The sequence below is a fragment of the Pirellulaceae bacterium genome (assembly GCA_029243025.1).
Classification (GTDB): Bacteria; Planctomycetota; Planctomycetia; order Pirellulales; family Pirellulaceae.
Window position 1 is genome coordinate 159676 of sequence record JAQWSU010000017.1, and the last position, 21986, is coordinate 181661.

General features: G+C 51.8%; 16 protein-coding genes. 13 read left to right on the top strand and 3 right to left on the bottom strand.

Annotation, left to right across the window (positions count from 1 at the left end; all coding sequences use genetic code 11):
* Positions 1-173: 173 nt before the first annotated feature.
* From P8N76_07580 to P8N76_07625, 10 genes are all read left to right on the top strand, one after another.
* Positions 174-596 (top strand): hypothetical protein, encoded by a 423-nt coding sequence (locus P8N76_07580; GenBank protein MDG2381518.1) that lies wholly within the window; start codon positions 174-176, stop codon positions 594-596.
* Positions 597-761: 165 nt separating this feature from the next.
* A complete protein-coding gene (gmd, locus tag P8N76_07585) occupies positions 762-1772 on the top strand; it encodes a GDP-mannose 4,6-dehydratase (protein MDG2381519.1) in 1011 nt (336 codons plus the stop codon).
* Positions 1773-1860: 88 nt separating this feature from the next.
* Positions 1861-3009 carry a DegT/DnrJ/EryC1/StrS family aminotransferase gene (locus tag P8N76_07590; GenBank protein ID MDG2381520.1) on the top strand — a complete coding sequence of 383 codons (1149 nt, stop codon included), beginning with the start codon at positions 1861-1863 and terminating at the stop codon, positions 3007-3009.
* 32 nt (positions 3010-3041) lie between these two features.
* The gene (locus P8N76_07595) at positions 3042-4082 is read left to right on the top strand and encodes a glycosyltransferase family 4 protein (protein MDG2381521.1); all 1041 of its coding nucleotides are present in this window, start codon (positions 3042-3044) and stop codon (positions 4080-4082) included.
* Complete coding sequence (locus tag P8N76_07600) at positions 4079-5113, top strand: glycosyltransferase family 4 protein (GenBank protein ID MDG2381522.1); 1035 nt, start codon at positions 4079-4081, stop codon at positions 5111-5113. The genes P8N76_07595 and P8N76_07600 overlap by 4 nt, the downstream gene beginning before the upstream one ends.
* Complete coding sequence (locus P8N76_07605) at positions 5110-6459, top strand: glycosyltransferase family 4 protein (GenBank protein ID MDG2381523.1); 1350 nt, start codon at positions 5110-5112, stop codon at positions 6457-6459. Before P8N76_07600 ends, P8N76_07605 begins: the two co-directional genes overlap by 4 nt.
* A gap of 28 nt (positions 6460-6487) precedes the next feature.
* Complete coding sequence (locus tag P8N76_07610) at positions 6488-7087, top strand: hypothetical protein (protein ID MDG2381524.1); 600 nt, start codon at positions 6488-6490, stop codon at positions 7085-7087.
* A 54-nt stretch (positions 7088-7141) separates the two neighbouring features.
* Positions 7142-7786: an acetyltransferase gene (locus tag P8N76_07615; GenBank protein MDG2381525.1), complete on the top strand. Its 645-nt coding sequence runs from the start codon at positions 7142-7144 to the stop codon at positions 7784-7786.
* Positions 7787-7838: 52 nt separating this feature from the next.
* Entirely contained in the window at positions 7839-9776 is a 1938-nt protein-coding gene (locus P8N76_07620) for an ABC transporter ATP-binding protein (GenBank protein ID MDG2381526.1), read from the top strand.
* Between the two features lie 158 nt (positions 9777-9934).
* Complete coding sequence (locus P8N76_07625) at positions 9935-10795, top strand: hypothetical protein (GenBank protein MDG2381527.1); 861 nt, start codon at positions 9935-9937, stop codon at positions 10793-10795.
* Here P8N76_07625 and P8N76_07630 read toward each other — a convergent pair.
* Both P8N76_07630 and P8N76_07635 read right to left on the bottom strand, forming a co-directional pair.
* The gene (locus tag P8N76_07630) at positions 10792-11955 is read right to left on the bottom strand and encodes an SAM-dependent methyltransferase (protein MDG2381528.1); all 1164 of its coding nucleotides are present in this window, start codon (positions 11953-11955) and stop codon (positions 10792-10794) included. The two genes, P8N76_07625 and P8N76_07630, sit on opposite strands and share 4 nt — an antisense overlap.
* Positions 11956-12081: 126 nt before the next feature.
* The gene (locus tag P8N76_07635) at positions 12082-14115 is read right to left on the bottom strand and encodes a hypothetical protein (protein ID MDG2381529.1); all 2034 of its coding nucleotides are present in this window, start codon (positions 14113-14115) and stop codon (positions 12082-12084) included.
* A gap of 201 nt (positions 14116-14316) precedes the next feature.
* Between P8N76_07635 and P8N76_07640 the strand changes: the two genes are divergently transcribed.
* Entirely contained in the window at positions 14317-16266 is a 1950-nt protein-coding gene (locus tag P8N76_07640) for a VCBS repeat-containing protein (protein MDG2381530.1), read from the top strand.
* Positions 16267-16412: 146 nt separating this feature from the next.
* Complete coding sequence (locus tag P8N76_07645; protein MDG2381531.1) at positions 16413-16961, top strand: hypothetical protein; 549 nt, start codon at positions 16413-16415, stop codon at positions 16959-16961.
* 103 nt (positions 16962-17064) lie between these two features.
* Here the strand turns inward: P8N76_07645 and P8N76_07650 are convergent, their stop codons facing one another.
* The gene (locus P8N76_07650) at positions 17065-19569 is read right to left on the bottom strand and encodes a DUF3656 domain-containing protein (GenBank protein MDG2381532.1); all 2505 of its coding nucleotides are present in this window, start codon (positions 19567-19569) and stop codon (positions 17065-17067) included.
* A gap of 369 nt (positions 19570-19938) precedes the next feature.
* On the opposite strand from P8N76_07650, the gene P8N76_07655 reads away from it, so the two are divergent.
* Positions 19939-21882, top strand: coding sequence for an FG-GAP-like repeat-containing protein (locus tag P8N76_07655; protein ID MDG2381533.1), 1944 nt, complete (start codon positions 19939-19941; stop codon positions 21880-21882).
* Positions 21883-21986: the final 104 nt, after the last annotated feature.

Consider the following 21986-nt stretch of genomic DNA (forward strand, 5'->3'; position numbering starts at 1 on the left):
AACCGTCACCGTAAACGTGTTACCCGTTTTGCACAACCCCCGCTATCAACCAATCGCCACGAGAGTTTGACACGAATGAATGCAGAGGATTACGTTTCGCATCGCTCGCATCACGTGGTGAAACGAATAAACGAGTGCACGTTTTACTTTTTAGTCCCCTTGAGGAGCAAATCATGTTTGGAACAACCATGTTGGCGGTCCTGTCGACTCTCGCTTTTTCGCCACAAATCGGGCCCAACGTCGCCGCTGCGGCCAAAAAGACGCTGCCCTCCAAGACGGCGTCCTCCAAGACGGCGTCCTCCAAGACAACGGCGCCAGACGCCTCTTCGACTCAAAAACGATCAACGCCACGTTCCGCCTCTGACAGGGTCAAACGATTGCCAAGATTCTTTGGCCAACTCGATCTGGACCCACAACAACGCGCCAAGATCCGGGCGCTCCAAGCAAAATGCGGGCAACAACAGGCCAATCTGCAACGACAAATAGACAAGTTGGAGTCCCAACTCAAAAAAGATCTGTCCAAACTGCTTCGAACCGACCAAAGACGCACGCTGAAAAAACTAGAAAGACCGAAGCGAACAAGCAAGAAACGCTAGCTGCCATTTTTGCTCGGCTGCAGCACCCCCATCGTGACAGCGGTGCTGCGACATCGGCCCAAAAATCAATTTAATCAGAGTATTTTAACATTTTAGAAAAGTGCACAGCCTCAGATGGTCGACACCTCAACAAGCCTGTTGACTAGACTCGAAGGGACTCGTTTCATGACGAAGGTTGCACTGATCACGGGTATCACTGGCCAAGATGGATCATACTTGGCCGAATACCTACTCGACAAAGACTATGAAGTTCACGGAATCGTTCGACACACGAGCGTCGGCAATTTTGATCGGATCGAACATTTGCAAGATCGAATCGGTCTGCATACCGCAGACTTACTCGATGAACGGTCATTGGCCAATCTGATTAACCACATCCGACCCACTGAATTCTATAACTTGGCGGCCATGAGCTTTGTACCGGTCAGCTGGCAGCAGCCCACGTTAACTGCTGAAGTAACCGGCTTGGGTGCGTTAAGGGCACTCGAAGCAATTCGGAGCGTTGATCCTAGTATTCGCTTCTATCAAGCCAGCAGTAGTGAGATGTATGGTCACGTCGTCGAGACTCCTCAAAGTGAAATCACCCGTTTCTATCCACGAAGCCCCTACGCGGTCGCGAAAGTATTTGCCCACCATATGACGGTCAACTATCGCGAAAGCTATGACATGTATGCCTGTAGCGGTATTTTGTTTAACCATGAATCACCGCGTCGAGGTCTGGACTTTGTCACGCGGAAGATTACCCACGCGGCGGCCCGCATCAAACTTGGCTTGCAAGATGAATTACGACTTGGGAACCTCGATGCGTGTCGTGACTGGGGCTTTGCCGGCGACTACGTGGAAGCGATGTGGCGAATGCTGCAGCAAGAGACTGCTGACGATTATGTGATCGGTACAGGTAAGACAACGCGCGTCGGCGATTTTGTGAATCAAGCCTTTGATTACCTTGATCTGGATCCCGAACAATACGTAGTGATCGATCCAAAATTCTATCGTCCCGCGGAGGTAAATCTCCTACTGGCCAACCCTTCCAAAGCGAAGGAAAACTTAAATTGGGAACCCAAAACGCAACTTCGTGAGCTGGTTGAAATGATGGTCGACCACGACTTGGAGTTGACTCAGCAAGAATTGGCAATGCCCCAGATCCGTTCCAGACATAACCAGCGAGCGGCGTAAAATTCATCGCCAACAGCTCCGACTCGAACTTGTCTCGACAAGAATCACGGTTTCCCACACGAGTACGCTTTAAAATGCGAGGAACAGGATGGCCCCTTCGATTCGAGTCGCGGAGCCCGTATTAGACGGTAATGAGTGCCGTTACGTGATGGACTGCCTAGAGAGCAGCTGGATTTCGTCTCGTGGAAAGTACATCGAACAATTCGAAGCAAAACTCGCGGAGTTTTGCGGCGTTCCTCACGCCATCGCCACGAATAACGGCACCACCGCGCTCCACTTGGCTCTCGCGGCCCACAATCTGGGCCCTGAAGACGAAGTGATCGTACCGACGTTGACTTACATCGCATCGGTCAATGCGATCCGCTATTGCGGCGCTCGTCCTGTATTTGTGGATTCAACTTATCCATCGCTGACCATGAACGTGGAGCAAATCGAGGAAAAGATCACACCTCGGACGCGTGGTATTGTCGCTGTCTCACTTTATGGTCAACCGGTGGACTATACCCCGTTGATCCGATTGGCGAACAAACACGGTCTATTCGTGGTTGATGATGCGGCCGAAGCTTTGGGCGCTCGCTATCACGAAGAACGCGTCGGATCATTGGGCAGTTGCGCGACCTTCAGCTTCTTCGGAAACAAGATCATCACCACAGGCGAAGGTGGCATGGTGGTGACGCGCAATCGAACTCTTGCCGAACGATTGAGATTTCTCCGTGGCCAAGCTGTTTCACCCCATCGCAGCTACTGGCACACGGATGTTGGTTTTAATTATCGCATGACAAATATCGCAGCGGCAATCGGTTGTGCACAAATGGAGAATATCGACACGCATCTACAACGGCGACAAGACGTTGCCTGCTGGTATCACCAGCACCTGCAGTCCGCTGGCGACCTCTTCGACTTACCAGTTCCGCAAACGGATACTCATCATTCCTATTGGATGTTCACGATTTTGTTACGTCAAAATCTGAATATCTCACGGGATAATGTAATCCAACGATTGAATCAACATGGCATTGAGACTCGCCCAATTTTTTATCCCGTTCATTGGATGCCGCCTTACCAGGATGCGAGCGGACATTTTCCAGTCGCAGAAGAACTCGCACCAAATGGTATTAGCCTGCCGACGCACGGGCGGCTGCGGGAAGAACAAGTCAAACAGGTTTGCGATCAATTGATCGAGGTTGTCAAATCCGAGCTTCACGAATTCGCGGGTCCCAAACGCCAAGCCGCTTGAACCTCACACATGCCCCCTTTGAGACGATAAACGTGAAAATCCTGATTACATCGAGCTACGTTCCATTCATCAAAGGTGGTGGTACGGCCATCGTGGAATGGTTGGAAACGAAACTGATCGAACACGGCCACGAAGTGGAAACGGTCCTGTTGCCATTCGTCGAATCGATGGACAACATGTTCGATCAAATGCTTAGCTATCGCCTACTCGACATGACCGAATCGGCTGATCGGATGATCGCTTTTCGCCCGCCTGCCTACCTGTTGAAACATCCCCATAAGATCCTCTGGTTTATTCATCATTTTCGCGCTTTCTACGATTTGTGGGAGTCGGGCTATTCGGGTCACGAACGAACGGCTGAAAACCACGCATTTCGAGCCCGATTGATGGATACGGATGCCGTTGGGCTGAGGGAATCCAAACACATCTTCACAAACTCTCAAATCGTTTCGGATCGGCTCCAGCGATTCAATCAAATCGACAGCGAAGTTTTGTATCCACCGGTCCTTCAACCGGAAAGATTTTATTGCGAGTCCTACGAACCAACCGTAGTTTGCATCTGCCGGATGGAAAAGCACAAACGTCAACATTTGTTGGTGGAAGCAATGCGTTACACCCGCAGCAAAGCGAGGTTGATTTTGGCGGGAAAAAGCCATTCCCCCAGCTATCCGCGCAAGCTGAAACTCGCGGTCCTCAAGCATCGCTTGCAGAATAAAGTTCAAATTATGGATCGATGGATCTCGGAAGATGAAAAGAGTCAACTACTAGCGAGTTGTAGCTTAGCTGCCTACTTGCCCTTCGATGAAGACTCGTACGGATATCCGTCCTTAGAGGCTCAACACGCCCGCAAGGGAGTCTTATCCACCACCGACAGTGGTGGTGTCCTGGAACTCGTCATCGATGGTCAAAACGGATTGATCACGGATCCAGATCCAGAGGCAATCGCAGAGGCAATTGACCGAGCAATCGATAATCCAGGTCTGGCCAAACAGCTTGGCGAAGCCGGACCCGGTCGCATCGCTGAGCTCGGCATTGAATGGAATCACGTGATCGACAGGTTGATGGCCGCATGAAAATACTGATCGTTAACAACATGGTCCCCTTTCTTCGAGGTGGGGCGGAAAGCCTGGCCACCAACTTGGTGCGTCACTTACGCCGATATGGCCACGACGCCGATCTGTTGCGTGTCCCTTTCCGCTGGGAACCCGCAAATCGGATCCTCGACGAAATGCTTGCTTGTCGAATGCTACGTGTCAACAACGTCGATCGGATCATCGGCTTAAAGTTTCCCGCCTACTTGATCCCGCATCCACACAAGACACTCTGGGTCGTTCATCAATTCCGCCAAGCCTATGATCTGTTGGAATCAGGGCATTCCCACTTGGGAAACGACCCAACCGGCCAAGATCTATGCCGCAGCATCACGGCAGCAGACAATGAATGCTTGGGCGAGTCTCAAAGAATCTCTACCATTTCCCGAGTTGTCAGTGACCGAATGCTACGATTCAACAACGTGCCGAGCCACGTGTTGCATCCACCGGTTGATGATGCAGAGGACTTCAAACCGATAGCGAGCGAAAACTATATTTTCTGCGGTGGCCGCATCAATAGTTTCAAACGCCAAAACTTGCTCGTGCAAGCGATGCGATATACAAAGTCCAAGATCAAACTTGTGGTGGCCGGTCCTCCGGACAGCCCTGAAGACGGCAAACAACTCGAAAGAATTGTCGAAAAGCACAAGCTGCATGATCGAGTCACACTCGAACTTGGATTCTTAAAACGGGAACGGTTGGTGGGTTTGGTCAATCACTCGCTCGCCTGTGCGTATATTCCCTACGACGAAGACTATGGTTATGTCACACTCGAAGCCTTCTACGCAGGCAAACCAGTCATCACCACCCATGATTCGGGCGGCGTATTAGACTTTGTGACCGACCAATTGACCGGACGCATTGCCGACCCAACGCCCGAATCGTTGGCCTCTATGATCGACGAATTCGCCGAGAATCGGCAATCAACTCAATCCCTTGGAGAGGCAGCTCGAGACGACATCCACGATCGAAATATCAATTGGCCTTCCACGGTACAGAGGCTCGTCGCATGAAAATCGCTTGGTACACGCCGTTTTCAGAACATTCTGCCATCGGACACTTCAGCCAACTGGCTGTGGCAGCACTGCGAGAGCGCGAGGCAGATGTGACCGTCGTGCGCTGTGAACGGCGCACTCCGGAAATCCGCGCACTGCCCTCCTTGGAAGACGCCGTGCCCACAATCTGGGCAGAGGACTTGAACCGAAATACGGCCAAGAAACTCCAACCTTTCGACGTCGTGATTTACAACCTGGGCGATCAGTTTGACTACCACGCCTATTCCGTTTATCACCAGAAGCGTGTTCCCGGAATTACCATCCTGCACGACTATATTATCCACAACGCCTTGAATGGATTTGTCCTGAGGACGGAAGACCAGGGCAGCAACTATCGAGGATACTTGTTCTCCGAACGGGGTGGTGAGGCGTTGTCCGTCATGGATGACAAATATGCGCAAGGCAAACAAGACGAATGGTGGAACCAAGAAATTGCTCGATTTCCACTTTTGCGTTGGGCAATGGCCGAGACGCTGGGCACCGTCACTCACGCGAACCATTATCGTTCGCTCGTTGCTGAACACATCGGCTGCCCCACTTCCACCATTCCGCTGGCCTACGACGCAATCACCCAAGCCGACCCACCGCCCAAGCCGGGCAATGGGGAACTCTTTACGATCGTCACCATCGGATCGCTCAATCCCAACAAGCGGTACGACGCAGTGATACGTGCAATTCACTCATCCCCTTTGCTGAGGGACCGTTGTCGTTATCGCATTGTCGGAGGAGCAGAAGAAGGACAAGTCGAAAAGATTCAACAAACGATCGATAGTCTTTCCGCCAACCTGGACGTGACTTTTACCGGACGAGTCGATCGTGCCACATTAGAGCGAGAAGTCTCCAATGCACATATCATCAGTTGCCTTCGTTCTCCCACTTTCGAAGGCGCATCAGCAAGCGTGATCGAGGGACTCCGCTCCCGTCGCCCCGTCATTGTTTCCGACACGGGCTGTTACGCTGAGATTCCACACGAGTTGGTATTGAAGGTCAACCCCGAGAAAGAGCAGCAAGATTTGGTAGCTCACCTGGAAAGTGTCGTTAACAATTACGAGAAAGCGAAAGCGCGAGCCAATCAAGCGAATCTTTGGGCAGAAACAAATCATGCTCCTCACGCTTACGCAAATTCCTTGCTCACTTTCATCGATAACGTGCTCTACAACCAGACCGCACTCCGTGTTACTGACCATATCGCAGATCAACTGAATCGTTGGAATATCCAACCCGATTCACCACTCATTTCGCGAGTTGACCAGGGAATGCGCGACCTTTTTTCCACTCCTGAGCGGCTCCCCGACGCAGCCTGAACCGATCCTAAATTGACGTAGGTGAATCATGGATTTCATACCCAGCCGACGAATTCGTTCCCAAATCAGCCGGACGGGAAACAATTTCAAAGATGAATTTGAGGTGCAATCGATTCCGGTCTTCGCTTCGCTGAAGCGGTATCCGGAGCAACGTCGTCTGGCAACCTATAAATTCCAGGGATTCCACGAACCAGAACTCGTCAAAGAGCAATATTTGGCCTGGAGTGGTGCGGAATCAACCATCCGCTGCGACTTTTATGTCATGACCAGCATTCGCCATATTTGGCTCGAAGTCGCAGGAACGTCGCCGACCGGCTCGCACGTTGACGTCTATCTGGATGGCATGTTGTTGACAAAACAAAAGAAGCTCCAAGGGCGTTCAACTCTTCGCTTGAGTCACCCAGAGTCAACTCCCACTGACGGCTTGTCCCTTAGAATTGTGACCAACACCTTTACGCCCTGTGATATTGACCCACAAAGCGACGACCACAGGACGCTCGGCATTGCAATTCGCGGCCTGGCTTTTGCCAAACGACGTCATCGTTACTCGCCGGGAATGTGTTTCAAAAAACCATTATCGCACAAGGCATTGAAAGCCTGGAACTCTATTTTTGGTCGCGCCGCATAGTGCGTGCGAAAATCACCCGAAACCGTCAGTTAGTTTGCCGGAACGAGCATCACGATGAAGAAAACCGTCATTCTCGGCGCGGGAGGCCACTCGAAGGTCGTCATCGAAGTCATGCGACAACAGCATAACTACGAACTCGCCGCTTGCGTTTCTTCGCAGGGTCCAACGGAGATACTCGGCGTACCAGTCGTCGGTGATGATCGCTGCCTTCCAGAACTGTTAAATCAAGGTATCGACTACGCATTCGTGGCAATTGGAAATAATCGCTTACGCGCGCAATTGGTCAAGCAGGTAAAACAGATGGGGTTCCACCTCGCCTGCGTGATTAGTCCCCAAGCAATCGTGGCAACCTCTTCCACCATTGCAGAAGGGGCCGTAATTATGCCGGGTGCTCTGATCGGTACCGATGCGGAAGTTCACTCCGGCTCGATCGTCAATTCTAATGCCACGATCGATCACGATTGCATCCTCAAACCGTTTTGCCACATCGCCCCGGGATCGGCTTTGGCGGGAGGAGTGACCGTCGGAATAGAAACTTTTCTCGGCACCGGTGTATCCGTGATTCCCTACATCAGCATTGGCGATCATTCCGTCGTGGGAGCCGGTTCCGTTGTGATCCGAAACGTACCAGACAGAACAACGACTTTTGGTGTGCCAGCACACCACCAACAAACCGTTTCTAACAATGATGAACCATAGAAATACTTTTGCCGGGTACCGATGAAAGCCGCATCATTCCATGAATAATCTCATGCGAGCCATTCGTTTGGCCCTCCGCTACAAATATTCGCTGATCGCATCGATCGCTTGTTCGGCGATGGTGGCAATCTTTTGGGGCGCCAACATCACCGCTGTCTATCCCTTCGTACAAATTGTTTTCCAAGATCAAACCCTACACAGTTGGGTCGATGAAGAAATCGAAACGGCACGATCGGAACTCGAAAAACTGAGCGAGCCGACAATTGGATCCGATGCAGCCAATCCCACGGTCGCACCGGTGAATCGTGTCGTCATCGAGAAACAGCTCAATCGATTACACACCTTAAAAAAGTACGCAGATCAATACGCGCCGCGAGACGCATTCCAGACACTGATCTGTATCGTAGTTTTTCTATTAGTCGGCACAATTATCAAATGCCTCTTTCGCATCGCGAGTCAAGTTCTGATATCGCGGGTGGCCGGCAGAACGACCGCCGATTTGCGCGGGGCTTTTTTAAAGACGCTGCTCTCCGATCAGGTAAACTCGTGTGATTCAACCAGTGACGCGGCCGTTCGTATTGGCGGTGACATGAATTCCATTGGAACGGCGGTGCAAATCCTGTTCGGCCGAAGTATTCAAGAACCCTTAAAGATGGTCGCTTGTCTAACTGGCGCAGCAGTGCTGAACTGGCGATTATTGGCTTTCTCACTCTTAACCACTCCATTCGCAATCATTCTGTTACTTACGCTGGCGCGATCGATCCGAGGCGCGAGCTTGCGAGCGTGGGATCAAACCCGACGGTTGATGGGGCATATGATGCAAACCTTTCAAGGTCTGCATATCGTCAAAGCCTACAACATGGAAAACCATGAACGACGCCGGTTCAGGGACCATACTTTGCAAGTCTATCGGGAACAGCAAAAGATTTCGTTCTTCAATGCGCTACTTCGCGCTAACAATGAAATCCTCGGCATTGCCATTCTTTGCGTTTCGGCCATCGCAGGCGGCTGGCTTGTGCTAAACAAACAAACCTCCTTAATGGGAATACCTCTTGCAACACGGCCGCCCGACTTCGGACAGATCATGCTGTTCTTTGCTTTCTTGATTGGCTGCACCGATCCACTTCGAAAGATTGCCGACGTCTATGGTAGCCTTCAAGGCGGTGCCGCCGCGGCTGATCGAATCATGCCTTTTATTGAATCAAGTCAAATCCAACTGGGCGAAACCAATTCGATCAGGATCAGCGATGCACGAAAACCCATCACCTTCGAAAACGTACACTTTTATTACTCCGAACAGAAACCCGTGCTCCGAGGTGTGTCATTTCAGATCCAATGCGGGGAAACACTGGCGATTGTCGGTCCAAATGGCTGTGGTAAATCAACCCTGGTAAATCTGTTACTCGGTTTCGTGCATCCTTCAGAAGGTCGAATTTTGCTTGGTGCGACTGATCTAAACAAGATTCGCACCAAAGATTTCCGCCGACGAATTTCGCTGGTGACACAAAAGCCAATTCTATTCAACGAATCGGTCCGGGATAATATCCGCTACGGGACCCGTTCCGCTACACCCGCACAAGTCGTCGCCGCAGCGAAGAAAGCGCACGCGCACCAGTTCATCCAAAAACAACTCGTCAAAGAGTATGAAACTAACTGCGGGGATGGAGGAAAGCGGCTGTCCGGTGGACAGCAACAACGACTCACCCTTGCACGAGCGATCATTCGAGATCCGGACGTTTTGATCCTCGACGAAGCAGCAAGTCAAATCGACCCTAACAGCGAACGATTAATCCGAGAATCTCTTCGTTCATTTGTTTGCAATCGTACCACGGTGATTATCACACATCGCATGTCAACCTTGGAATTGGCAGATCGAATCATGGTGATGGATCTGGGGCAAATCGTAGACATTGGAACTCATGATGAATTGATACAGCGATGCATCGTCTATCAATCTCTTTGCCAAACCCAATTTCGTAGGTCGGCATAAGGCAGTCTCGTGGGGTAATGAGAAGAATGAGCAATCAACCTTCAAGTGACAGTCACTTTATAGTACCGATCAGAAAAGCACTCATGGGTCCGGTTTTCAACCCACCTCTGGCATCACGTCACCATTATCGAAAGTTGGTAAATCACGGATATTCACTGATGAAGTCTCGTCGAGTCGTGATCGCAGGGCTCGCTCGCGACTTGGACGCAATCTTGCCGTTGACCATCAGTCGGATCGAGGCCTTGGGTAAGTTGTTCGAAGAATATCACGTAATTGTGTACGAAAATGATTCCGCCGATCACACCTTAGAGCTGCTCCAGGCGTGGGCGAGTTCCAATCCACGTGTGACCATCTGTAGTGAAGTCCGAAATGATCCTGTCAATCAAGCGGAACGCTGTCTTTCTCGGGCCGCGCGAATGGCCTACTATCGAACTCAGTGCCAACAACAAATAACGCAGCAGTACTCGCATTTCGACAATGTCATCCTCGTTGACATGGACTTGGAGGGAGGATGGAGCGCTGATGGGATCGCTAACACGTTTGGTCATTCGGACTGGGATTTCGTCGGTGCTTTTGGCATCATTTTTCGCCGACAGTTGCTCGCGCCAAACTGCGTCACCCACTACGATGCCTGGGCTTATCGAGTCGACGAAGCATACACCCCGATGACCACGAAAGAAGTCAATTCAATCCTGTTTCGCCGCGGAGATCCGCTCCAGGCGGTTACCTCCTGCTTTGGCGGATTGGGCATCTACCGAATGCCAGCTTATCTGGAAGGACGCTATGACGGGACTGACGTGGAGCACGTGACTTTCCACCGTCAAATGCGTGACCGAGGATATCGACGAACTTACTTGAATCCGAGTCAAATAACGATCTATGGTCGTAAGCATCGGACTCTCGATCATGTGGCGGCCCGTATGCTTCGCGTCGTGGACGCAATTCCCGGGCGGGTTGCCACCGAGTGGAATTTCCCGAAGAAAGACGAATCGGACAGCGACACCCAACGAGCTGCCTAACTGGGCGCATCCGACTCATCCCGCGATCGATGCAAAGCAGAACTATCCGTTTTTCGCTTTTGCCTCACAACGCTTGTACGACGTGGACGTCGCATTGATCGCGTCTTCAGTGCCGCCACGCAAATTTCTTGTCGTTGAAATGCCAATTGACGGCAGCGGACGTATTCGTAACCCCAGGATCGCACCCGCTGCAAGAATTCGGGGACTTCATCCACGAGCTTCCATTCAAGCAGCTTGAGCGTCAGCAAAAACCCTCGTAAGTTCGTTAGCTCGTGAGTAACAATCGCCTCGACCGTATCAAGCGTGTGATTCGGCGCCACATTGGAGTCGGCCATCAGCCATTTAAAGTCGCGGTAGTCACGGCGACGAACATCGCTTCCCCGTTTCCTAAAATGGGTAAAATTAGGGTGTTTTAGAATCGAAGCGTCCATTTCAGAAGGGTCGACACCCGTGACTCTAAGTCCAGCTTCGAGCAATCGCTGACAAGCTCCTCCAGGAGCACTACCGATTTCAACAACCGCGTCTCCTTTTTGAATCGGGAGCCGCGACCATTGTAAGGCCTCATCCATCTTCATGTAGGCTCTCGACACGATTGATTCAGGCCTGTTAATGGCCGGCACACCACCAGGCCACTGCTGACCAAAACAAGACACCGTATGATGTCCAATCCACCATTGATTTTGATCGACAACCACACAGTCGAGAACCGTTTGGCCAATTTTTGCCTGTCGATTCACAGTGACTTTGGCGTTGGCAATACCTCGACTTCTAGCCGCCGCCAACAACCGAGCGCCAATTTCATTGCACTCTTCGGTTGGCCCCGGCTGAAAGCCACGATCTCCGGGCAAACAGATGTCACGTGGCCAGACGTGAATATGATGGACACGTTGCCCCAGCAACAAGTCACAAGCAGCTGAAATATCCCCGGCTTCCGTGCGGCCAATCGACCAGCCGTAGGTTCGCGCAAACGCGGACTTCAATTGTGGATTATTGTGGAATTCGTTGGGTGGCAATTTGAACGTAACAAAGCCCGGACGCGAAAACGCCAGTCGCCACTGGGACGATTCTCGTACTAGATCGGATTTAACCGTTGCCTCCGCGCCCGCCTGGCAGCAGACAAATAGAAACGGCATCGGCGAACGGACAGATTCGGCAGTCATAGGCGAGACATCGACATTGGGGCCAGATTCGATCAGCGACGCGGCCGCTGCCGGTCAGCCTCGTATCATAGCGATGCATCGTTCGCGTCCGACAGCCCCCTTTAGCAGAAATCGGTGAGTGACCGGCTAGGCAGCAGCACGATACTGAAGATGATACAAGCGGCGTGCCTGACCGCCCCAGTCCTGTTCGACAATCCGATCACATTCCAACCGTCGAGCGAATTCGGCCGTCACGACCCCATCCCATTCCATAACCTGTTTGAAGGTAAAGATTCCTAAAGCGTTCAATTCTTGATTGAGTTTTTCGGAAATACCGCGTATTTGAGTGAGATCGTCTGATCGAAACGGACGCTCGACGAACACGGTTCCCAACCGACTATCATGACGCACCTTCGTTTTGTCTTCAGCTCGAACCACATCCTCTTTGCGCCGCACCTGCCGGAAAGAAAAGGCTGCCTTGGCAGTCGTTGCTTGCCCAAAAAGAGAGGGGCGTTTGGGTTGTTCACGGCCAGCATTTCGGATTGTCTCAACATCGCTGAGGCGCTGTTTGTACAATTTCACTTCCGCAATCGCCTGTTCGTAGCGAGCCTGCAACTGGTCGAGATTTTGAGAAACGTGAGTCGCTTCTTCTGCTCGATCAATTTCTCGCTGCTTGATCAATTCCACTTCATCCGCCAATCGGTCGCAGTCCGAGTTCCGAAGCTGCAGCTCGTCACCGATCTGTTGGCGATTTTCCATTTCCACTTCGAGCGTTGCCAACGCCAAATCCTTTTCCTCCTCTAACGCTTGCAGGGATTCGAGTCGATCGCCAAGCTCATCACGTAACGTCACAACAATTTCTCGCGTGGAGGATTCCGCAATCAATGCTTCTTCGCGTTCGGTGCGAGCGAGCTTCAGATCGGCTAAGGCCTGCCGTAATTTCGCGTCCAATTCAACAATCTCATCCTCAACACCTTCCAAACGTTCGCGCTCTACTTGCAACTGAGCCAACTCTTCACTCGCCGCGGCCAAGGCTCGCTCCAAAGATTCACGTCGCCGATCCTGCTCGTTCAGTTTCGCATCCGAATTTTGCTGACAAGCATTAAGCATCGCAAATTCTTGCTCCACTTCCTGACTCCTAACCCCGAGACGCTCTATTTCGGCCTGAGCTTGTTGATTGACGGTTCGCGTCGAATCAAGCTCTGCGGTCAATCGAATCATTTCATTCTGGCTGAACTCAAGCTCGTTGATTAATCGTTCTCGTTCTGCTTTCAAGTCACATGCGTCCGCAGCTTTCTGCTCGAAACGACTCAGGTCGGTCAAAGCGGCTGAGACCTTTCCGGAAAGGTCGTTCGTCAACGCCATCTGCGACTCCAACTGCATCACATAATCTGCATTTACTTTCTGCAGCACCTCGTTTTCCTTCTTGACCGACACCAATTCGGCCAACAGTTTCCCTGATTTGCTTTCAAACTGCTGATGAACGACCTGCGACTCGTTTTGTGCTTCTGAAAGTAAACCACTTACGCGTTGATAGTCGTCGCGCAAACGATCGTTTGCTTGAATTGACTGACATTTTCCCTGATGCTCAGAATTCAATTGCTCAAGTTCTTTGGCCTGCTTGTCAATTCCCTGCTGCAAAGAAACGTTTTCAGCTCGTAAATGTTCGAGATCAACTTGAATTTCCTCAGCAAGCTTCGAGCGGTGTTCGACCTCCGACGTCAGTTCGGTGATACGATCGGTGGTTGCGTTGCGGTCCGTCTCGACAACCGACAACGAATCTTGCACTTCCTGCAGCTGACCTTCGAATTCAAACCGCTTTTGCGTGACAAGCTTCAATTCATCTCGCAGGTCAATATTTACACGCTCTGCACGCTGCAGTTCGGATCGCGTGGCTTCGTGCCGCGTCTCCTGTTCCTTCAGTTCAGAAGCAAGACGACAGCTCTGTTCTTGCTCGGATAAAATGGCTGCTTCCAGTTCCGCAAGGCGACTGTTTGCCGAGGTATATTCCGTTGTCTGGATATCAAGCGAAGAATTCAAATCATCGATTTTCCGCCGCATGGCTGTCGTTCGATGCTCTTGTTTATCCCGGTATCGGTACCAAACAAAGTGTCCGATCAGAACTCCCACAAAGATCAAGAAGAAGGCTGAAATGAATGGGATGGTCGTGTACGGAATCATGGCGATCTCCATAGTCAACTAATGATGCACAGGAGTTGTACACGAGCGACAAGAAATCGCGAAGACGACTTAGGCTGCCGACCCCACGCCGCCCCTGGAGCAATCTGCTTCGCAACTTCTGACAGCACTCCATTTACTTGATAAAATCGAGGCGACGCCAGATCCATTCACAGGCGGTCCAGCCCCGCCGGAGACAAGAAAATGAACTTCCTGCGCCTGCTAGCGTTTATTGCCATCCTCATTGGAACCAGCCGGATCACTGTCGGAGAAGAACTGCGGCGACTGAAATTCCATCACCCGCAGCTGGTCGTCGACCTGGGCGTGGGCCTTTGGGCCTGGCCGCTTCCAATGGATTACGATCAGGATGGTGACCTGGATCTGGTCATTTCCTCACCCGACAAGCCTTACAACGGCACCTATCTGTTCGAGAATAAACAGGGGCGACAAAAGCATCCGGTATTTGAGGCTCCGCGCAGAATCAGTCGCGGCTTACGAAATGTGCGATTGTCTTTCGTTGAGGGCGAACCACGCGTACTTGGCCCTGGCAAAGAGTACCACCAGTTTTTCAGTAAGGGGCTCGATGCAGACCGTCCACTGCCCTTCCCTGCTTCATTTCATCAGCCCATTGGCGATAAAAGTAACAAAACGCGAGCGAATCAATGGCACCTCTGTGATTTCGACCAGGACGGGGATGACGATCTAATCATTGGCATCGGGGATTGGAGTGACTATGGGTGGGATGATGCGTTCGATCAGGCCGGTAATTGGACCAATGGGCCCCTGCATGGCTTTGTCTATTTTGTACCGAACGAAGGGACTTCCAATCAGCCCAAGTTCAATCGGGCTGAACAATTACGAACCACGGAGGGACCAATCGATGTTTTTGGATGGCCCTCGCCCAATCTTGCCGACTTTGATCAGGACGGCGATCTCGATTTGATCTGTGGCGAGTTCTTAGATGGTTTTACTTATTTTGAAAATCTTGGAGGAACTGACGAGCAACTATTTTCCACAGGCCGTCGGATCACTGACGGCCATCGTACCATTCAGATGGATCTCCAGATGATTGTTCCCGTCGGTATCGACTGGGACCATGATGGAGACCAAGATTTGATTGTCGGCGATGAAGATGGTCGTGTCGCATTGGTCGAGAACACGGGTCAAATGCAAAATGCAGTACCTGTTTTCAAGCAGCCCTTTTATTTCCAACAAAAAGCTGATTTGGTCAAGTGTGGAGCACTTTCAACACCCTGTGGATTCGATTGGGACGGCGATGGGGATGACGACATCGTATCGGGGAATACAGCCGGCTACATTGAGTTCTTCGAGAATCTAGGCCCCTCTCCAGCGACCCCAGATCAAGTTCGCTGGCAACGGCCCCAACGATTGGCTGCAGCTGGAAAAACAATTCGGATTCAAGCTGGCCCGAATGGCTCCATCCAAGGTCCTTGTGAAGCAAAATGGGGCTACACGACTTTGAGCGTAGCAGATTGGGATCATGACCAGAGACCAGATGTCATTGCAAATTCGATTTGGGGAAAAGTCATTTGGTTTCGCAACATTGGCACCCGAAGCAATCCTCAACTGGCCGCTGCCCAACCCATTCAAGTCCAATGGTCAGAAAGTCCCCTCAAACCAGCCTGGAATTGGTGGTCGCCGAACGGGCAAGAACTGGTGACTCAATGGCGAACCACCCCCGTTGTCGTTGACTGGACAAAAGACGGGCTCAATGATCTCGTCATGCTCGACCATGAAGGCTATCTTTGCCTGTACGAAAGAAAACAAGGGCCCAACCAACTCGCCCTCCTCCCCCCCAAACGATTATTTGCTAACACCCATGGCGAACCGATACGGATGAATTCTCGATCCGCCGGCGGCAGTGGTCGCCGCAAATTATCGATCGTGGACTGGGACGAAGATGGGCATCTGGATTTGCTGGCAAACAGCAAAAATGCCGACCTCTACCGCCAAATTCCCGCGGCCCATGGTGGACGTTCCCAGCGAGTTACCCTCCAACAGGAAGGCGCACTCTCAGATCGAATGATTTCGAGTCACACGACCAGCCCAACGAGCATCGATTTGAATCGAAACGGCATTCCCGACTTGCTTGTCGGTGCTGAGGACGGTCATTTTTATTACCTTTCAAGATAACGATCAGCCGGCAAACACGGCTCAAATGAGCCCCTGCTCAGCGTCTTCGCCTGACCGCTGCATTAACCGGTTTTGCCCTAAAAATGGTATTGTTGGTTAAACTGAAGTGAGTCGCCCCGATCATACCCAACGAGTAAAAGTGACCGATGTATTTTCTTAGACCGCCTCTTCCCTATTTATTTCCGATCTTTTTGCTCCTGCTTTGCTACGCACCCCCGGAAGCCAAAAGTCAGGTACTCGTCTTCCAAGGTGTGATGGATGGTCATCTGGCAATAACCAGTCTGGGGCGTGGGATTACAACCCTCGAGATCGTGGCTAAAAAATCGGATTTCATTCCGCAGCACATTCCGGCCGGCCAGTTACAGTCCCCCTTTGACGTGGCGACCAAAGACAAGATTTTCCAATTAGAATCGCACGGGCCCAAACATTTTTATTATGGACACGTGTTGCCTCCGGGTAGGATTGCCCCGTTCCGCATCGACGGCTCACTGACCGAAGATGGGGGCGGTGACAACTCGTTGGCGGCAGATGGCATCCTCTTGATTCCGCTGCCGCTCGGTCCGAGTACTCTGCTCTCCCTATCTCGCAACGTCCGCCATTCATCCATTTTTCTTTGGACCACAGCAAACGCGATTCGCCCATCGATTGATCCCTGGCTTTCTGCGCTTGCCAGAACGATCAGCTCAGGACATTGACGCGATTGTCTTAGCAAACCAAGCATCGGCATGACGACACAGTATTGCCACGGTGCCAGCGTCGAAAACAGGCGTTACCTTCCCAGTATCACCCATGCGATCATTAAAGAATGGCAAGCGGGTCGCGTCGTTCTTCCATTGTTCCGCGCGTCACACCAACTCGATTGCAGGCCTTCAAGTCACGCCACACATTTTTAGCAGAGACCTGACCTGCTACCAGTTGCTGGTAGAGTCCAACAATTCGTTCAAGCTCATTGGCTGATTCATTACCGAGCAGTTCAACTCGGAAATTACGCAGCCCTCGCTGAAGCAATTCGGGCACAATTTCAGCAGAGCTTTGAGCTTGTGCGTTGAAAAGAGTGTTACGGCATCCGACATCAGCCGTCAACAAATGCTCCATCCCTACGCGATCGCGCAAATGAACTTCGTGGTCATCACAGGGTCGACCACAATTTGTTTTGTTTGTGCCAGGCGAAAGAACTGCACAAAACACACAATGCTCCATATGAAACATGGGCATATGTTGGTGAATGACGACTTCCAACCAAGAGACCGGCACGGCATCAATCAAATCAAACACTTGGTCCCGGCTGAGGTCGTAGGAGACGGTCACTCGCTCGGCGCCCGCTTGATGCACAACCTCCGCCGTCAGTTGATTGGCAACATTCAGCGAAAAGTCGGCAAAACAAGGCACGTTTGCCTTCGCAAAAAATGCCAACCCTGCCAGATTCCGCACCAGAATGCCATCCGCCTCTTGCCGCAACATTTTTCGAAACAGACCTGTTTCATTTGGTTTGTGAATTCGTGGTGTTGCCAACAGGAGCTGAACCGATTGTCCGCGCGTCAATCGAACCGCATCGGTATATTCGCGGATGTCCGCGAAATCGACAATCACACGATCAACATTGCATCTCACCAATTTTTCAAGGTGGGTCAATGACCGACAGAGAAACGACAACTGCACATTTTGGGGGACTCGCTCATCCTCAGCGAAACTTGCCCCCACCGACGAACTCACAGGCGACAGGATGGTACGTTTCGGCCGCTCCTTCAGGCTTTCATCCAGTTGGGCCACCATTTCATGCCGCAATTTCCCCAGCACACTCAAAGGAACCATCGGTTCCCCGTCGATCTCGGCGGAAAACGAGCGAAGCTGATAAACCGTATTTCCCAAGCGATCGATTTGTTTTTTCAGTGTGGTCTCGGTCGCTGGATGTTTGTGTGCCCGAGCAAGCTCTGCTTCACTCTCACATTGCACAAGCCGTCCAGTAGAGGTAGCTGCTGAGAGAAACAATTTTTCTCCTGGCCTAGCTCGAACTACGAGATCAAGGTCCACTTTTCTTTGCGGCCGCCCAGTAAAGGTAGTTTGCAGCCGTCGTGTCAATTTCGGATCGTCTGTCTTCCAAATTTTTTGACCCACATACAGACGTTTAACGTCAATCGCATGACGTCCGAGGGCGATTTCTACCGTGTCACCTCGCTCCGATCGCTGACAAACTTGCCGCTGCTTCCAGACATGAAACACCCGGCCACCTTGCTCCTGGCCAGCAGCTCGATCGCCATCAAAAACAACCCCATCGCCGGGCGATAATCCGCTCTGAAGTTCAAGCTCCACGCGATCTTTTCGGATTCCCTTCACTCTCCCAAGAATCACCCCGCGTTTGGTTGAACTCAGACCGGGAACGAGCATCTTGTGATCGCAACCCTGCAACCAGCCTGGCGAAAATCCACGTGAGAACGACAGTTCCATTTCTTCGATTTCGCGCCGGCTGAAACGCACCGCCTGATTCTTTAACGCAAGATCAATGGCGGTCCGATATCGCCGGGTCACATTGGCAACGTATTCTGGCGTTTTAAGACGCCCTTCGATTTTGAAAGAGCTTACCCCTGCTTCCATCAAATCCGGCACGAGCTCAAAAGCGGCAAGGTCTTGCGGACTCAACAGGTACCGAATATCTCCCAAGTCGACATCTTTCCCGTCGCACATCAACTCATACGGTAGCCGGCATGCCTGCGCACACTGCCCCCGATTCGCACTTCGACCTCCCAACGACTCGCTTGTCAAACACTGGCCAGAATAAGCCACACAAAGAGCACCGTGTACAAAGGCTTCCAACGGCATCCTGGTTGTTTTGGATATTTCACGAATTTCTTGAATGGACGACTCACGTGGTAACACTACACGATCGATTCCCAAGGGCGCCATGACATCGATACATTCGCGGCTGGTCAGCGTCATTTGAGTCGATGCATGAATGGGCAATTCTGGACACAATTCGCGAATCAGTCTCACGATCCCCAAATCTTGCACGAGCACCGCATCCACGCCGGCGGATACGACCCTTTGCACGACCTGTGAGAACCTTTCCAACTCACTCGGAAAGACCAACGTATTCAGCGTCACGTAAGCCAAAACACCTCGACCATGTAACAAGTCGATCATTTGATCGAGTGCATCGGACGAGAAATTGGTCGCCCGTGCGCGAGCATTAAAGCCATGGTCGAGCCCAAAGTAGACAGCGTCCGCCCCATTTTCCACCGCCGCTCGCGCACAGGTTAAATCTCCGGCGGGCGCTAGAAGTTCAATTTTGGCTTGCGCTGAAGACATTACAGTATTCGGTGTCGCTTCGAGGAAAAACGGATGGAACGATTGAGTGGTGCTGAGATCTTTTCTAACGGTCTCGCATGAAAATCGCTAGGGGGTTTTGTGCAGCAAGTATCGATTCCGATGTGAAATCGCATCAATGTGATAATTCGCATCGATTGCTCGGATTGTGGTCGCCCACAGACCCCATCCATTCCACTCAATGAAGGAATTCCAGCCTTAACGATCATGACCTCGTTAATAAATGTTTTCAGCCCTGACCGCTCAACTATTTTCACGCTGAAGATGTTTGCCCAGGAAGGCATTCCAACGTACGTTTTAAAGCGGACTGGAACCTTTCTCATCTCTCTCATCCCGTGAGCCAGTCACCTCATGATGCTTGACTCAACCTTTCTGCGACGACGATCCTTGCGAAACAATCGAGCCAATAGGGAACGTTGCCTACGAGTGGAATCACTCGAATCACGCGAAGTACTTTCGACCGTGACAATGACCGGGTACGAACAACTTCTCGTCGAATTGGTCAATCGGTCGCGTGCCACACCCTTGGCCGAAGTGGATCGTTACAGTGGCATCTCCGACCTCAATCAAAACCTGCCAGCCAATACAATCTCGGCAGCCGCCAAACAACCGTTGGCTCCCCACCAAGCTCTGATAGCGGCTTCTGGCGCCCATTCCCAGGACATGCTTGACCGTGACTATTTTGGTCATACCAACTTGGAAGGCCTGACTCCCTCGGATCGCGCCTTGGCCGCCGGATATCCGGTAGGAGCAGGTGAAAATCTTGCCTGGGGCGGTTCCACTGCGATCTTGGACCCGATCGATCAGGTTTATGCGAGACATGAATCTCTATTTCTCAGTGAAGGCCATCGAGAAAACATGCTGAACAGTAACTATCGTGAATTGGGGGTAGGCATTCGCTATGGGCAGTTCACAACAAGCCGTGACTGGAACGCAAGCATGGTCACGGAAATGTTCTCCAACCGAGGTGGCAACCTATTTCTAACCGGCGTCGCGTTTACCGATCAGGTCACAGATGATGACTTTTACACCGTCGGAGAAGGTGTTGGTAATGTGTTGATCACTGCCATCGAGTCGGACACGGGCACAACCTACTCGGAGCTGTCAGGCTCGTCGGGTGGCTATTCCCTGCAACTCCCTTCCGGTCGTTACACGGTCGTGGCCACGGGAGGTGGCATCGCGGGTGAAGTCCGCACGGCAGAAGTTATCATCGGAAGTGAAAACGTCAAGTTGGACGTTATCACCACAGAGGGTACTCAACCGAATGAAGCCAATGAAGCCAATAATGCCGCGATTGTGGGACTCGTAGACGGCGTTTGGTGGCGTGCCAATTCTACAGACAGCCAAATCACCTTCAACGAAATCACGAGTTGGCCTGAATCAGACAGTTGGCAATTCATTCAATTGGCGGACGTCGATGGCGATGGGCTCAGTGAAATCGTCGGACGCCGAGACAATGGAGAATGGTGGGTCACACGCAAGACCGGAGAAAACGCATACACAAGTGAGTATTGGGCCAGTTGGTCAACGGCAGTGGAATGGCATGACGTGCAGGTCGGAGATGTTAACGGAGACGGCCAAGACGATGTATTGGGACGCACGACAAGCGGTTCCTGGTGGGTATCCGTCTCGACAGGCACCAGTTTCACCAACCAACGATGGGGTAGCTGGTCGCGACTAAAAACCTGGCACGACGTAACTGTCGGAGATTTCAACGGTGATGGTAATGATGACATTGCCGGCCGTCTAGACAACGGCTCATGGTGGGTGGCTTCTTCCACCGGGGCAGCATTTGAAAACAGTAAGTGGGGCCGATGGTCACCAAACGTCACTTGGGAAGACGTTCAAGTTGGCGACTTCAACCAGGATGGACGCGATGATTTAGTCGGCCGTGCCCGAGGAAATTGGTGGGTTGCGGAATCATCTGGCACCCGATTCACCAATCACGCCTGGGGCTCCTGGTCAACCAAGGTGGTGTGGAAAGATGTTCGCATCGGAGATTTTGATAACGACGGACGAGATGACATCGCCGGACGGGCCAACGGTTCATGGTGGATCGCTCGATCAACCGGCACCGAGTTCCAAAACGAATTTTGGGGCAAGTGGAGCCCGGCTATGGAATGGCAGGACATTCGGATCGCCGACTTCAATCGCGACGGTCGGGATGACATCATCGCGCGAACATCAGGGGAATGGTGGATCGCCGAATCAAGCGGTGAAGATTTCAGCACGCGAGTTTTGGGCAATTGGCCAACTGCGGCATTTGATGCAGTGCTTGCCGGCCTCGTGGGCTAACAAGAGGGGATGAGCAATAAAATCCCGACGACGCCAAACAGAAGGATAAACCAAACCCAAAACGGTGGCGATTCTCCGTCGTTATAACCGGGTTCGGGCATCGA

What these genes read in the sequence shown, in the direction of transcription:
- P8N76_07610 (MDG2381524.1), top strand. Translation starts at nt 6,488, where the DNA reads ATGGATTTCATACCCAGCCGACGAATTCGTTCCCAAATCAGCCGGACG.
- P8N76_07620 (MDG2381526.1), top strand. Translation starts at nt 7,839, where the DNA reads ATGCGAGCCATTCGTTTGGCCCTCCGCTACAAATATTCGCTGATCGCA.
- P8N76_07650 (MDG2381532.1), bottom strand. Translation starts at nt 19,569, where the DNA reads ATGTCTTCAGCGCAAGCCAAAATTGAACTTCTAGCGCCCGCCGGAGAT.
- P8N76_07645 (MDG2381531.1), top strand. Translation starts at nt 16,413, where the DNA reads ATGTATTTTCTTAGACCGCCTCTTCCCTATTTATTTCCGATCTTTTTG.
- P8N76_07655 (MDG2381533.1), top strand. Translation starts at nt 19,939, where the DNA reads ATGATGCTTGACTCAACCTTTCTGCGACGACGATCCTTGCGAAACAAT.
- P8N76_07635 (MDG2381529.1), bottom strand. Translation starts at nt 14,115, where the DNA reads ATGATTCCGTACACGACCATCCCATTCATTTCAGCCTTCTTCTTGATC.
- P8N76_07630 (MDG2381528.1), bottom strand. Translation starts at nt 11,955, where the DNA reads ATGACTGCCGAATCTGTCCGTTCGCCGATGCCGTTTCTATTTGTCTGC.
- P8N76_07625 (MDG2381527.1), top strand. Translation starts at nt 9,935, where the DNA reads ATGAAGTCTCGTCGAGTCGTGATCGCAGGGCTCGCTCGCGACTTGGAC.
- P8N76_07590 (MDG2381520.1), top strand. Translation starts at nt 1,861, where the DNA reads ATGGCCCCTTCGATTCGAGTCGCGGAGCCCGTATTAGACGGTAATGAG.
- P8N76_07640 (MDG2381530.1), top strand. Translation starts at nt 14,317, where the DNA reads ATGAACTTCCTGCGCCTGCTAGCGTTTATTGCCATCCTCATTGGAACC.
- P8N76_07605 (MDG2381523.1), top strand. Translation starts at nt 5,110, where the DNA reads ATGAAAATCGCTTGGTACACGCCGTTTTCAGAACATTCTGCCATCGGA.
- P8N76_07580 (MDG2381518.1), top strand. Translation starts at nt 174, where the DNA reads ATGTTTGGAACAACCATGTTGGCGGTCCTGTCGACTCTCGCTTTTTCG.
- P8N76_07600 (MDG2381522.1), top strand. Translation starts at nt 4,079, where the DNA reads ATGAAAATACTGATCGTTAACAACATGGTCCCCTTTCTTCGAGGTGGG.
- gmd (MDG2381519.1), top strand. Translation starts at nt 762, where the DNA reads ATGACGAAGGTTGCACTGATCACGGGTATCACTGGCCAAGATGGATCA.
- P8N76_07615 (MDG2381525.1), top strand. Translation starts at nt 7,142, where the DNA reads ATGAAGAAAACCGTCATTCTCGGCGCGGGAGGCCACTCGAAGGTCGTC.